This is a genomic window from Myxococcus sp. AM010, assembly GCF_013372585.1.
GTDB classification, from domain to species: domain Bacteria; phylum Myxococcota; class Myxococcia; order Myxococcales; family Myxococcaceae; genus Myxococcus; species Myxococcus vastator.
Genome location: NZ_JABXEO010000053.1, coordinates 1 through 12,659, shown reverse-complemented (window position 1 = coordinate 12,659; position 12,659 = coordinate 1). Strand labels below are relative to the sequence as shown.

Here is a 12,659-nt window from a genome sequence, read left to right as displayed (position 1 = left end):
TGGCGCGCCGTGCCCATCTACCTGTTGAGTGACGAGCACCCGGAGCTCTTCCCGCCCCCGGAGCGCGCCGACACGAGCGGCGTCGTGGCCGTGGGCGGTGACCTGCGTCCGGAGCGGCTGCTGGCCGCGTATGCCCGCGGCATCTTCCCCTGGTACAGCGAGGGAGACCCCATCCTCTGGCACTCGCCGGACCCGCGCTTCGTGCTGACGCCGGACGCGCTCCACGCGGGCCGCTCGCTGCGCAAGACGATGGCGCGCGGCGTCTATGAGGTGCGCTACGACACGGCCTTCCGGCGCGTCATCACCGAGTGCAGCCGGGTGCCGCGGCCCGGGCAGGCGGGCACCTGGATTACCGAGGAGATGATGGAGGCCTACGTCACGCTCCACGAGGCGGGCTTCGCGCACTCGGTGGAGGCGTGGGCCCAGGGCGAGCTGAAGGGCGGCCTGTACGGCGTGTCCCTGGGCGCGGCCTTCTTTGGAGAGAGCATGTTCGCGCTGGCCCCGGACGCCTCCAAGGTGGCCTTCGTCACCGCGGCGGAGCGCTTCCAGGGCTGGGGCTTCCAGCTCATCGACTGTCAGGTGGAGACCGAACACCTGGCCCGCTTCGGCGCGGAGAACTGGCCCCGCAGGCGCTTCCTCGCGGCGCTCGCCCGGGCGCTGAAGGAGCCCACCCGGCGCGGGAAGTGGACGCAAGACGCGGCCGGGGCGACCTGATGCTTTCAGAGATGTGCGGGCCCCTTTGAATATCGGCGGTGGCGGGCCGTCACGTCCTCACCCCGCCGCCAGAGGAGCCGCCCATGCGCTGGAAGTCCGCTCTGTTGCTGCCGCTGTGCCTTGTCACCACCGCCTGCGGCACCTCCGCGAAGCACCAGGCGCTGCTCGAACGCCGCGACGCCATCCGGCTGGCGGACGTCGAGCGCGAGCAGGGTGAACGGGAGCAGTACCGGAGCGTCAACGGCTTCCAGGACACGCGCTGGGGGATGACGCGAGCGGAGGTCCTGGCCGTCGCGCCTGGCGCCCTCCCGTCCAACGCGTGGGGAGACCTGCGAGCCCTGGGCGTCGTCGCGGACCGCCCCGCCGTCATCGACTACGTCTTCGCCGACGGACAGCTCGCCCAGGTCTCGCTCCGGTTCCGGACACCGGGCGCGGTTCGAGGCGACTTCCGGGCGCTGGAGGAGCTGCTGAGCATGAAGTACGGCAAGCCGGCCTCCAGGGAGGACTCCGCCCTCGACGCGGCCCAACACCTCGCGCTGGTGGAGATGAGCAACAACCTCTCCGAGGCCTCGGCGAACTACCACGCGGCGCGCTCGGGCTACCGGTCCCCCACCCCAGCGGTGGGCTCCTTCGAGCGCCAGCGGGAGGCTGATGCGCGGAATGATGCGCTGACCGCCCACTACGACTACGCGCTCGAGTCCACCTGGAAGGACGCCGAGACGGACCTGGTGCTCACCGGCACGCAGCAGCCCGGAGCGCGCGGCCTCTCCCTCCAGTACCAGAGCGCGCGGCTCACCCCCTACCTGTCCCAGGAGCTGGCGGTCCGCGCGGAGCAGCGCAAAGTGGAGCAGTCACTGGAGCTGTAGCCGCGGCGCTCAAGGGCCGCCGCGGGCGAGGACCTGCGGCGGAACTCAAGGACGCGAACAGCACGGACTCATCCGACCGTGGATTCAGAACGTGGTTCCAGTCTCCATGAAAGTCCCTCCGGACGAGGTGGAGCTTGCGCATAGCCCCTTGAGCGCTGCTGACACCCGTGTGGTAGCTGGACCGTTCCGCGACCCGTACATGCTCGACTTCCTCGAACTCGCTAACACATACAAGGGGACGCAATAAGTGACGGCGGGCTCCGCCACCGCGTAGATGCAAGCCCCGCGAGAGAAAGTGCGCATGGAACAGGCACGCTGCTGGAGCCCCAGCGGCCCCCTCTCCCAGCCCAATCCAAGGACTCAATCCCCCGACGCCCCTACTGCTTGCACGACGACAGTGTGCGCTTCCCGAACGCCAGCTCTTCCTCCGTGGGGCTGCCGTAGCGCACCGTCTTCGGCGCCGCCTTGGGCCTGCCAGCGTCGTGGACGTGGAGCACGCCCAGGTCGCGGCTGAGCACGGTGCGCAGCCCGGTGCCGTCATAGAGCGCGCCAAAGAAGGCACCACCGCCGCGCAGCGGCAGCGGCGCCAGCGCACCGGCCGGCCGGAGCAGCAGCGCGGTGTGGTCCTCCGTGGCCCACTCGCAGGGGTCCTTCTTCCCGTCGCGCTTCATCCACGACACCAGGATGTCGAACACGGCGCTGCCGTCATCCCACCGGCTGCTGAAAATCTCCCACTCGCGCTGGCACTCCGGGGCCTCGCACGACGCGCGCTCGGGAATCACGTCCGACAACTCCAGGGGCAGTCCCCGGCCCTCCTTGCTCGTGGAGTTGTCATCGGCGCGGCGCAGCTTGCAGCCCGTGGGCGCGTCCTTCTGGCGCAGCGCCACCGGCGTGCCCGACAGCCGGCCCGGGGGCAGCACGTCGCAGTCCACCTGCAGCTCGGACATGAGGTACGTCTTGCGGTCCGCGTCCGTCCCCATCCGCACCGCCCACCACACCACGGGCACCGCGCGGCAGGCCGCCGAGTCCGCCTTGCCGAACACCCACAAGGGCACGGACGGGTCGGGCGCGCCCAGCTTCCGGACGTCCACATCCTCCGGCACCAGCTTCACGCCGGAGCGGTCACGCTCGCCCTCCGCGAAGAAGCGGTCCTTCGACTCCGGGATGATGGCCTGGTGCGCCAGCCAGCCCGAGCCCTTGAGCCCCACCAGGTTGCGCGCCGTGAAGGGCACCACGGCCGGGCGCTTCGGACAGCCGCGCTCGGGCTCGGCGGCCGCAAAGGTGTCCACGTCATCGAACTGCGCGGACGCCACCAGGGGCATCAGCAGCGCCAGGCTCGACACCCACGCCTGCGCGGTCAACCGGACTGCCAAACGCATCGGGCTCCTCCACGAAGAAGCGTCCGCGGCCGGTGGGGGCGCGCGGGCGAAAGAGGGAGCCTCCCGTCATACCGCAAGCCCGCGACACGCCAAGCCCAAGGCCTCAGCGCTTGCGTGACTTCTTCTTCGGCGGCGGCAGCACCTCCACCGGAATCTCCCGCTCCGCCTCCACCACGGCCGGCGCACCGGCGTCAGCGGGCTCGGGCGGCTTCACCTCCTGAATCTGGTCATCCAGCGGCACCCGGCCCACGGAGCGGTGGAACAACTCCCACAGCGCCTTGCGGTGCACCTCCGGCGAGCCCGCGCCCGATACCACCACGCCCGCGCCGCTGTAGCGGGCCTCCAGCCCCAGCGGCTCGAGCCCCGCTCCCAGCGAAGCGAGCTGCTCCTGGAGGATGGGCAAGTCGAACGTCAGCTCCAGCTCCCGGGCCACGAAGGCGTCCGTCTTCAACAGCTCCAGCAGCGCCAACCTGCACGCGGAGTCCTTCACCGAAGCACTCAAGGAGCGCTCCGTGCCGGTCGTCGCGTTCAGGTCCGGACAGGCCTCGCGGGCCGCGGCCAGCCGGGGCGCGGGGTCCTCCGGCGGCGGCGAGCCCACCGTGAGGCGCCACACGGCGAAGCGCCCCCCCGCGTACAGCAGGAGCAGCGTCCGCCCCGCCTTCTGGCCGGTGAGCAACAGCTCATTGCTCCCAGGCAGCAGCTCCGCGTCCGCCACGGAGGCGTCCGCCACCTGGACCCAGTCCACGGTGTCGAGCTTGTGGAAGCGCTCCTTCCCGGGCTCCAGGGGGACGACCAGGTCCACCGGCCACGCGCGCGCGCGCGCCGGGACGAGAAGGGCCAGGAGTGCTCCAACAACGTACATGCGAGCGGACATCAGGGCTCCAGCGCAGTGGTGTGGACCCTTAGCACGGGATAAGAACAGGGCTCTATGCCTACCTGGACCCTCTGGGTCGCCTGCCTGGCGCTGAGCTTCATCAGGGCCCTTGTCGCCGCTTCGGAGTCCGCGCTCTACGGCGTGTCCGACCTGCGAGCACAGGAGCTGGTGGACACGCAGCCGGGCCGCGCGACGCGCCGGGTCCTCCGCCACAAGACGGACCGCGAGCCCGTGGCCACGGCGCTGCGCCTGGGCATGGTGCTCAGCGGCTTCCAGGCCGCGGCCATTGGGGCCTTCGTCCCGCCGCGCATGCTGGACTTCAGCCGCTACGGCGAAGCCGAATGGCTGCCGGTGGCCACCGTCGCCGCGGGCGCGCTGCTGGTGGGCGTGCTGGCCACGCTCATGGAAGTCACCATGCGCGGGCTGGCCAACGGCAGCCCGGAGCGCTGGGCCCTGCGGCTGTCGGGCTTCACCGCGCTGCTGGTGACGGTGCTCTACCCGCCCATGCGCGTGGCCATGGTGGTGCTCAACCTGATGGCGCGCACCTTCGGCCGCACGCTGCGCTTCGAGCCGCCGCCGCCGCCGCTGGAGGAGCTGGAGAAGCTGCTGGCCGCCCAGGCCGCGAAGAACGAGGTCGACAAGAGCGCCCCGCAGCTCATCCGCTCCATCTTCGAGCTGTCCGACAAGCGCTGCCGCGACGTCATGGTGCCGCGCACGGAGGTGGTGACGGTGGACATCACCATCCCCCCGGACGAGCTGCTGCGCCTGCTGGCGGAGGAGAACCACTCCCGCATCCCCGTGTACCGGGACGACGTGGACCACGTCATCGGCGTGCTGCACGCGCGCGACATCATCCCGCTGCTCCAGCACCCCGAGCTCATCGTCCTGCAGGACATCATCCGCCCGGCGCACTTCGTGCCGTGGATGAAGCCCATTGGCGACCTGCTCCGGGACATGCAGAAGCAGAAGATTCACATGGCCATCGTCGTCGACGAGTACGGCGGCTTCATGGGCGTGGTGACGCTGGAGGACATCCTCCGCGAAATCGTCGGCGACATCGGCGACGAGTTCGAGGTGGAGGAGAAGCACGTGGAGAAGCTGGCCGACGGCAGCTTCCTGGTGGACGCCGCGCTGGAGGTGGACGCCTTCACGCAGACGTTCGGCTTCCCCCTGCCCGAGGGCGACTTCGACACGCTGGGCGGCTTCCTCTCCTCCATGGCGGGCCACCTGCCCGACGTGGGCGAGCGCTTCGCCTACAGCGGCTGGCAGTTCGTCGTGGCGTCCAAGGAAGGCCCCCGCATCGACCGCGTGCGGATGTCGCGCGGGAAGTCCGGCCTCACCAAGGACGGCAAGGCCACGGAGCCCCGCGACGGCCTGCCGCGCGAGCCCGGCCGCGAGGAGCAGGCCTCCGCGAAGAGCTGAGACCCCAAGCGACACCGGCCCCGCTCCGGGGCCGGTGTCCGCGCGCTACTGGGACCAGTAGCACTCCAGCGTCTCTCGCGCGGACTTGCCAATGAGCTCGCAGTTCTCGAAGCGGGCGCGGTCGCTGCCGCCGAGCTGCTGGCCGTAGCGGTCCGCGAAGCGCCGGAAATAGGCATCCGGAAGCGCCCGGGAGTCGAGCCGGAAGTCCGCCGCCGGGGCGCGCTCGAGCTCCAGCCGGAAGGCGATGCCCCGCCCGGCGACGAGCCTGCGGATGCTGGCCTCGTCGGTGATGGCCTGCTCCACCAGCTCGTTGAGCGGCTGCCTCAGCGACACGGCGCCGTCCTCGCCAGTGCGCCCGGTGCGCCGCGCGGCGCCCAGGGAGACGCTCCAGTGCAGCGGGCCCTTGAGCGCGAAGGTCCGCTCGTCACAGCGCTGGGAGCGCTCCTCCTCCACCTCGCCGGTGTTGACCACCTCGCGGGTGACCTCCTCGTCGGTGAGGGCCGTCACCAGCGGATAGATGGAGGCCAGCGCCAGCACCACGCCGAGCGTCATCGGGAGGTCGATGTCCTCGTCCTCGGACTCGCCGTCGGACATCGACATCAGGACGCCGCCACCCCCGAGCATCGCGAGCCCGCCGAGCAACGAGCCCATGGGCGGGCTCGTCGTGGTGTCGACGCGCTTCTTGCTGAACTCGGTGGAAATCTCGGTGCAGGTGTTGCGCTTCACCGCGACGCGGCCCACGTAGGACGCATCCACGACGCTCTCCAGCGTGTCGCGGTGGGTCTCCCCCAGGGACGCCTCGCGCAGCCGCTCGCCACGCACGTACTCGGACGTCGTGCCGCAGCCCGCCTGGGAGAAGAGCAACGCCGCCAGCCCCGCTGCCCCGAACCTAGAAGAGCCGGTTGCGCGCATCTTCCATCGCCCCACAAAGCCGCGAGTAGTGTTCCAGCGCCCGCTCCAGCCGCAGGCTCTTGTCGACGTCCGTCTGCCGCCCGGGGACGAAGTCCCGCACCGACGTCACGGAGAGGTCCACATAGGGCAGGCTCTGGAACTTGCCGGTGGGCTCCGCGCAGTAGCGGTTCTCCGCGCTGCACTTGCGGAACATGGAGTACGTCCCGGTGTGCTTCTCCTTCACGCGAAGCCGGAGCGTCGCATCGTTCCCCCCGTTGAGCCGGATGACCTCAATGGGCAGCAACAACCCTCGCAGGTCCACGATTTCGGTCCGCTCACGGGGCTTGTCCAGCACCATGATGCGGCAGTCCTTCACCGTGACGTGCACCTCCGTGTCGTTCCACGCCTCGATGTGCTCGCGCAGCCACGCCTCCGTCTGCGCCTTCGTCGGGTCCACCTTGCGCGCGGGAGCCGGGGGCTCTGGAGGTGTTTTCTCCGCGGCCAGGGCACCGGCGGAGCTCAACAGCCCCAGGGAAATCGGAAGCATGTATCGTCGTAAAAGCGACATGCACCACACGGTGCCATGTCCTGCACTCCGTCAGCAACGGACAAGTCCCATGTCACCGCATGGGTAAAGCCTGCCCCACGGACATGTGCGCCAGCGGCCTCAGCCCCCGTCCAGCGGCGGCACCCAGGCCAGCGGCAGCACGCGCTCGGACTTGAAGGGCGCGCGCCGCTCGGTGCCGCCGAAGCGCAGCACCACCCCGCCCTCCACCCGCACCCGCCGGGGCACCGGCGCCGGCCCGCCCGTGGGGCGCGCGCTGGCCAGCGGGAAGAGCACGCGCAAGGGGGCGCTCCCATCCGCGGCCAGGGGGGCCGCCACCTGCTGCGTGCCCACCGCCACGCGGCGGCCGTCCACCCGCAACGTGAAGTCCACCGCGGCCAGCGTGGCCGCGTCCGAAGCGGGGTTCGTCACCGCCAGGTCCAAATCCAGAACGCCAGTGCCGTCCTGCCGGAAGTCCACCTGGAAGCCCACCACGCGCACCGCGTCTTCATAGGCCCGCGGCCGGAAGGGCACCGAGCCCAGGCACCCGGACACGGCGAGCCCGCCTCCCAGCAGCCCCAGGATGACGGCCCGGCGCGAGCGCATCTCAGCCACCCAGCAGCGGCTGGAGCGCCTCCACCGTCAGCGGCCAGCCCGCGCGCCGGGACAGGGACTCCAGCGCCTTGATGAACTCCGCCGCCGTCTGGAAGCGCCGCGCCCGGTCCGCGAACAGCGCCTTGCGCGCCACCTGCACCGCGTAGTCCGGCAGCTCCGGGGAGGACGTCAAGAGCGGCACGCGGGCGTCGCGCACCTTGTGCATCAGCTCCGCCTCGTGCTCCCCGGCGAAGAGGCGGCGGCCGGACCACAGCTCCCAGAGGAGGATGCCCACCGCATACAGGTCCGTGCGCGCGTCCACCGGCAGCCCCAGCACCTGCTCCGGACTCATATAAGGCAGCGTGCCGCGCAGCGCGCCGGAGTCGCCGCGCATCATCCCCTCCACCTCCGCCACGCCGAAGTCGGTGAGCTTCACGTCGCCGTTGATGCCCAGCAGCAGGTTGGCCGGATTCACGTCGCGGTGGACGATGGTGGCGCCGTTCTCCCCCACCTTCGCCCGGTGGATGTAGTCCAGCGCCTTGAGCAGGGACCAGGCGATGTAGCAGGCGGACTCGGGCGGCATGGCCGCGCCGGCCTTCACCAGCAGCTCCTGCATGTAGCCCAGCGTCCGGCCACTCACGAGCTCCTGCACCATCAGGTAGTCCGGCCCCGCCTTGAACAGGCGGTAGGTGCGGACGATGTTCGGATGGCGCAGGCGCACCGTCAGCTTCGCCTCGTCGACGAAGGCCTTGACGTAAGCGGTGTCGCTGCGAAACGACGGATGCAACCGCTTGATGACAATCTCGTCCGGTTCACCCGGTGAGCGCTGCGTGGTGACCCGGGCTCGCGCCTGGTACACCTCCGCCATGCCGCCCACCGCCAACCGGCCGACTACCTCGTAACCACCCAGGTCCGGAGCATCCGCCACGGCACAACACTACTGCGAATTTCCGTCCGCACCCACTATTCCGCCACCAGGTCGTGGAAGAGCGCCTCATAGCGGCGGCCGGACGCCCCCCAGGAGAAGTCCTTCTCCATGCCCCGGCGCCGGAACTCGCCCAGGCGCGACGGGTCCGCGTAGAGGGCCAGGGCGCGGCGGATGGCCGCCAGCAGGGCGGACTTGTGGAAGGCCTCGAAGAGGATGCCATTTCCGTCCAGGCCCCCCTCCACCGTGTCCACCAGCCCGCCGGTGGCCCGGACGATGGGCACCGTGCCGTAGCGCAGCGAATACATCTGGTTCAGGCCGCACGGCTCATAGCGGCTGGGCATGAGGAAGAAGTCCGCCCCCGCCTCCACCAGGTGGGAGAGCGCCGGGTCGAAGCCGAGGTGCACGCCCACCTGCTTCGGGTAACGGGCCTGCAACGCGAGCAGCCCCTCCTCCAGGGGGCCTTCGCCGCTGCCCACGCCGACGACGCGGAGGTCCGCGTGGAGCGCGGCCGGAAGGGCCTCCAGCAGCAGGTCCATGCCCTTCTGCCACGCCAGCCGGCTGACGAAGCCGAACACCGGCGCGGGGCTGTCCTCCAGCCCGAAGCGGGCCAGCAGCTCGCGCTTGCACACGGCCTTGCCGGCCAGGTCCTTCAGGCCGTAGCGGGCCGGGATGAAGGCGTCGTCCTCCGGGTTCCACTCGTGCGTGTCCACTCCGTTGAGGATGCCGTGGAGCCGGTGCGCGCGGTGCCGCAGCAGGCCGTCCAGCCCGTAGCCCTGCTCCGGCGTCTGGATTTCCCGCGCGTAGGTGGGGGACACGGTGGTGAGCGCGTCGGAGAAGACGAGCCCCGCCTTCAGGAAGTTCACCGCGTCGTGGAACTCCAGCCCGTCATGGGCGGTGAACAAGTCCCAGGGCAGCGCCAGCTCCCCCATCACGTCCTTGGGGAACTGCCCCTGGTAGGCCAGGTTGTGGATGGTGAAGACGCTCTTCGCGTGCGCCAGCGGCCCCGTCTGGAAGCCGCGCCGCAGCGCCACCGGCACCAGCCCCGTCTGCCAGTCGTTGGCGTGGATGATGTCCGGGATGAAGCGCAGCCGCTGCGCCGCCTGGAGCGCGCCCACGCTGAGATAGGCGAAGCGCCGGTGGTTGTCGGCGAAGGCGCCCCCCGCGTCCCCGTAGAGGCCGTGGCGGTTGCCGAAGAGGAACTCGTTCTCCAGGAAGAGCACCTCCAGCCGCTCCGACACGCGTGCGGAGAGGATGGGGCCCGACAGCTCGCCGAAGGGGAAGCGCAGCAGCAGGGACTGGCCCGTGGGCTCCAGCCGCCCCGCGCCTCGCAGGTCGCGGTAGCGCGGGGTGATGACCTTGACGTCGTGGCCCAGCGAGGCAAGCGCGGCGGGGAGGGCCCCGGCCACGTCCCCCAGGCCCCCCGTCTTGGAGAACGGGGCCACCTCCGAGGAGATGAAGAGGACATTCATGTGCGCACATTGACGTGTGTGCCGGATGAGTCAACCGCGAAGGTGCACACCTGCCCCGCCCCCCATATGTTGCGACGCGTGATGATTCCTCCAGACCCCATCCAGCGCTTCGCGGAGCTCTTCGAGCGGGCGAAGCAGGCCATCGCGGTGGACCCCAACGCCATGGTGGTCGCCACCGTGGGCGCTGACGGGCGCCCCAGCGCGCGCGTCGTCCTGCTCAAGGACTTCGATGCGCGCGGCTTCGTGTTCTACACGAACCACGAGAGCCGCAAGGGCCGCGAGGCCCGCGCGCATCCCCATGCCGCGCTCTGCTTCTACTGGCAGCCCTTGAATGAACAGGTGCGCGTGGAGGGCCGCGTGGAGCGCGTCACGGACGCGGAAGCGGACGCCTACTTCCAGAGCCGCGCCCGCGGCAGTCAGGTGGGCGCCTGGGCCAGCCTGCAGAGCCAGCCGCTGGCGACGCGCGAGCAGTTGGAGGCCCGCGTGGCGGAGGTGGAGCGGAAGTACGCCGGCCAGCCCGTGCCGCGCCCGTCGCACTGGTCCGGCTTCCGCGTGGTGCCGGACCGCATCGAGTTCTGGCACGCCCAGGAGAGCCGCCTCCATGACAGGCACGTCTACCTGCGCGAGGACGGCGGCTGGCGCACGCAGCTGCTCTACCCCTGAGGGCACGGCTACCAGGGCACTTCGGTCCCCTGGTAGTCGAAGAACCGGCCGCTGTGCTCCGGACTCAGCCCGTCGATGACCCGCAGCATGCCGCGCACCGAATCCGGCGTCGGCAGCGTGGCGTCCGGGCCGCCCATGTCCGTCTGCACCCAACCGGGGTGGAGCAGCACGGTGACGAAGCCCTCCGGGCGCAGGTCCGTGGACATGGAGCGCACGGCCATGTTCAGCGCGGCCTTCGACATGCGGTACGCATAGGCGCCGCCGTCGGTGTTCGCCGCCAGCGAGCCCATCCGCGAGGTGACGTGCGCCACCCGCCGCAAGGCGCCTTGCCGCAAGCCGGGCAGCATCGCGTTGGTGACACGCAGCGGGCCCAGGGCGTTGACGGTGAACGTGCGCGCCAGGTCCGCGTAGTCCACGTCACCCAACGCGCACCACAAGCCGGAGACACCAGCGTTGTTGATGAGCACGTCCACGGGGCTGGTGCACACGTTCGTGGCGAACGCGCGCACGCTGGCGTCGTCTCCCACGTCCAGCGCATGGATGCGCAGGCGGTTGCCTGCCTTGTGCTTCAAGGGCTCCAGCCGCCGTGCTCCCTCTGGCGACCGGACCCCGGCTTCGACGGTGTCGCCCCGCAGCAGGAGCTGCTGGACGAATTCGAAACCAATCCCCCTGCTCGCTCCGGTGATGACGTAGCGCATGCATGGCATTAACGCGCTGAATGCCTCCCGCTGGCAAAACCCGCGCGCTGACAATCGGGGAGTGCACGCTGGTAACCGCATGAACCACATGCAGAGAACACATTTGATGAATGTCGCCGTCGTGGGAGGTGGGATTTCCGGGTTGGCCATCGCGCACGGCTTGCGTTCGCGCGGTACGGCTGCCGTGCTCCTGGAGACATCCGCACGCCTTGGAGGCGCGGTAGGCACGCATGCGCGCGCTGGCTACCTGGTGGAGCAAGGCCCCAACAGCTTCCTGGACCGCGAGCCCGCGACGCGAGCACTCGCGGCGGCGCTGAACCTGGAAGGTCGAATCCGGGCCGCCGACCCTTCGGCGAAGCGGCGCTATGTCTACACGCGGGGCAGACTCCGGTCGGTGCCGGCTTCGCCGCCGGCGTTCCTGGCTTCGGACATTCTTCCGCTGGGCGCGCGGCTGCGGGTCGCCGGCGAGCTGTTCTCCAGCCGCGCGCCAGAGGGCACGGACGAATCACTGGCCGCGTTCGGCCGCCGCCACCTGGGACGCGCGGCGACGCGGGTGCTGCTGGACGCGGTGCAGACGGGCATCTACGCCGGTGACGTGGAGCAGCTCAGCGTCGAGGCGACGTTTCCCCTGCTGGTGAAGCTGGAGCGCGAGCACCGCAGCCTCATCCTGGGCGCCCTCCGCGCACAGAAGGCCCAGCGCAAGGCCCTGCCCACGGGTGACGCGCCGAAGCTGACGGGCGCGCTGAGCACGTTCGACGGGGGCCTCCAGGTGCTCATCGACGCGCTGGCCGCCTCGCTGGGCGGCGCGGCGCACGTGGGCGCGCGGGTGGAGGGCCTGACGCGCGTGGACGGCGGATGGAAGCTCGCCGTCGAGGAGCACGGACGCCGCGCGGAGCTGACCGCGTCCCACGTGGTGCTGGCGGTTCCCGCGTTCGTCGCCGCGCGGCTGCTGCGCCCCCTGGATGACGCGCTGGCGGAGCAGGTGTCCCGAATCGAGTACGCGCCCATCGCGGTGGTGCACCTGGGCTTCGACGCGGGCGCGCTCCCCGCGCCGGATGGCTTCGGCTTCCTCGTCCCCTTCGAGGAGCAGCGGCGGCTGCTGGGCGCCATCCACGCGTCCACCACCTTCCCCTTCCGCGTCGAGGGCGGCCGCGTGCTCTACACCTGCATGGTGGGCGGCGCGCGGCAGCCGGACCTGGTGCAGCGGGATGAAGCGGCGCTCGCGGCGCTGGCGCTCGAGGAGCTGCGGGCCCTGACGGGCGTGACGGCCCGGCCCACCTTCACGGAGGTCTTCCGCTGGCGGCAGGGCATCCCCCAGTACAACGTGGGGCACCTGGCGCGGATGGCGGGCATCGACGCGGCGCTCCAGCGCTGGCCGGGGCTGCACCTGGCGGGCAACGCCTACAAGGGCATTGGCCTCAACGACTGCATCCGCAACGCGGCGCGGCTCGCGGATGCCCTGGCGGACGAGGGCACCGTTCGGAAATAGGGACTGCGACCGCTCGTTGTCAGGGAGCGACCGCTCGGGCCGGAGGCGTCAGCGTAGACCAGGAAGTCGCGTCAGACTGGCAGTGCATGCTTCCCGGAGTCAGGAGCCCCCCGCCATGTTCGCCCTCC

13 protein-coding genes are annotated in these 12,659 nt (G+C 70.7%); 5 read left to right on the top strand and 8 right to left on the bottom strand.

All coding sequences use genetic code 11. The features are described from left to right. The first annotated feature begins 9 nt into the window (after nucleotides 1-9). Both aat and HV826_RS22865 read left to right on the top strand, forming a co-directional pair. Nucleotides 10-714, top strand: a complete 705-nt coding sequence (gene aat / locus HV826_RS22870) for a leucyl/phenylalanyl-tRNA--protein transferase (protein WP_176419134.1) — start codon at nucleotides 10-12, stop codon at nucleotides 712-714. Between the two features lie 83 nt (nucleotides 715-797). Continuing rightward, nucleotides 798-1,580, top strand: coding sequence for a hypothetical protein (locus HV826_RS22865; protein WP_176419133.1), 783 nt, complete (start codon nucleotides 798-800; stop codon nucleotides 1,578-1,580). A gap of 377 nt (nucleotides 1,581-1,957) precedes the next feature. Here the strand turns inward: HV826_RS22865 and HV826_RS22860 are convergent, their stop codons facing one another. Further along, nucleotides 1,958-2,959, bottom strand: a complete 1,002-nt coding sequence (locus tag HV826_RS22860; protein ID WP_176419132.1) for a hypothetical protein — start codon at nucleotides 2,957-2,959, stop codon at nucleotides 1,958-1,960. A gap of 103 nt (nucleotides 2,960-3,062) precedes the next feature. Beyond that, on the bottom strand, nucleotides 3,063-3,833 hold the full coding sequence (locus HV826_RS22855; protein WP_176419131.1) for a pilus assembly protein N-terminal domain-containing protein: 771 nt from the start codon (nucleotides 3,831-3,833) through the stop codon (nucleotides 3,063-3,065). A 54-nt stretch (nucleotides 3,834-3,887) separates the two neighbouring features. Between HV826_RS22855 and HV826_RS22850 the strand changes: the two genes are divergently transcribed. Beyond that, complete coding sequence (locus tag HV826_RS22850; protein WP_176419130.1) at nucleotides 3,888-5,255, top strand: hemolysin family protein; 1,368 nt, start codon at nucleotides 3,888-3,890, stop codon at nucleotides 5,253-5,255. Between the two features lie 45 nt (nucleotides 5,256-5,300). On the opposite strand, the gene HV826_RS22845 is transcribed toward HV826_RS22850, so the two are convergent. From HV826_RS22845 to glgA, 5 genes are all read right to left on the bottom strand, one after another. Then, nucleotides 5,301-6,167: a hypothetical protein gene (locus HV826_RS22845; protein WP_217917229.1), complete on the bottom strand. Its 867-nt coding sequence runs from the start codon at nucleotides 6,165-6,167 to the stop codon at nucleotides 5,301-5,303. Further along, nucleotides 6,145-6,693, bottom strand: coding sequence for a hypothetical protein (locus tag HV826_RS22840; RefSeq protein ID WP_217918742.1), 549 nt, complete (start codon nucleotides 6,691-6,693; stop codon nucleotides 6,145-6,147). The genes HV826_RS22845 and HV826_RS22840 overlap by 23 nt, the downstream gene beginning before the upstream one ends. Nucleotides 6,694-6,813: 120 nt before the next feature. Continuing rightward, nucleotides 6,814-7,296 (bottom strand): LEA type 2 family protein, encoded by a 483-nt coding sequence (locus HV826_RS22835; RefSeq protein WP_176419127.1) that lies wholly within the window; start codon nucleotides 7,294-7,296, stop codon nucleotides 6,814-6,816. 1 nt (nucleotide 7,297) lies between these two features. Next, a complete protein-coding gene (locus HV826_RS22830) occupies nucleotides 7,298-8,212 on the bottom strand; it encodes a serine/threonine-protein kinase (RefSeq protein ID WP_163782549.1) in 915 nt (304 codons plus the stop codon). A 35-nt stretch (nucleotides 8,213-8,247) separates the two neighbouring features. Then, complete coding sequence (gene glgA / locus HV826_RS22825; protein ID WP_176419126.1) at nucleotides 8,248-9,681, bottom strand: glycogen synthase GlgA; 1,434 nt, start codon at nucleotides 9,679-9,681, stop codon at nucleotides 8,248-8,250. Here glgA and pdxH point away from each other — a divergent pair, their 5' ends adjacent. Beyond that, nucleotides 9,682-10,344, top strand: a complete 663-nt coding sequence (pdxH, locus tag HV826_RS22820; RefSeq protein ID WP_176419125.1) for a pyridoxamine 5'-phosphate oxidase — start codon at nucleotides 9,682-9,684, stop codon at nucleotides 10,342-10,344. An 8-nt stretch (nucleotides 10,345-10,352) separates the two neighbouring features. Here pdxH and HV826_RS22815 read toward each other — a convergent pair whose 3' ends face one another. After that, complete coding sequence (locus tag HV826_RS22815; protein WP_176419124.1) at nucleotides 10,353-11,042, bottom strand: SDR family oxidoreductase; 690 nt, start codon at nucleotides 11,040-11,042, stop codon at nucleotides 10,353-10,355. Nucleotides 11,043-11,121: 79 nt separating this feature from the next. Between HV826_RS22815 and hemG the strand changes: the two genes are divergently transcribed. Continuing rightward, nucleotides 11,122-12,531, top strand: a complete 1,410-nt coding sequence (gene hemG, locus HV826_RS22810) for a protoporphyrinogen oxidase (protein ID WP_176419123.1) — start codon at nucleotides 11,122-11,124, stop codon at nucleotides 12,529-12,531. The last annotated feature ends 128 nt before the right edge of the window (nucleotides 12,532-12,659 follow it).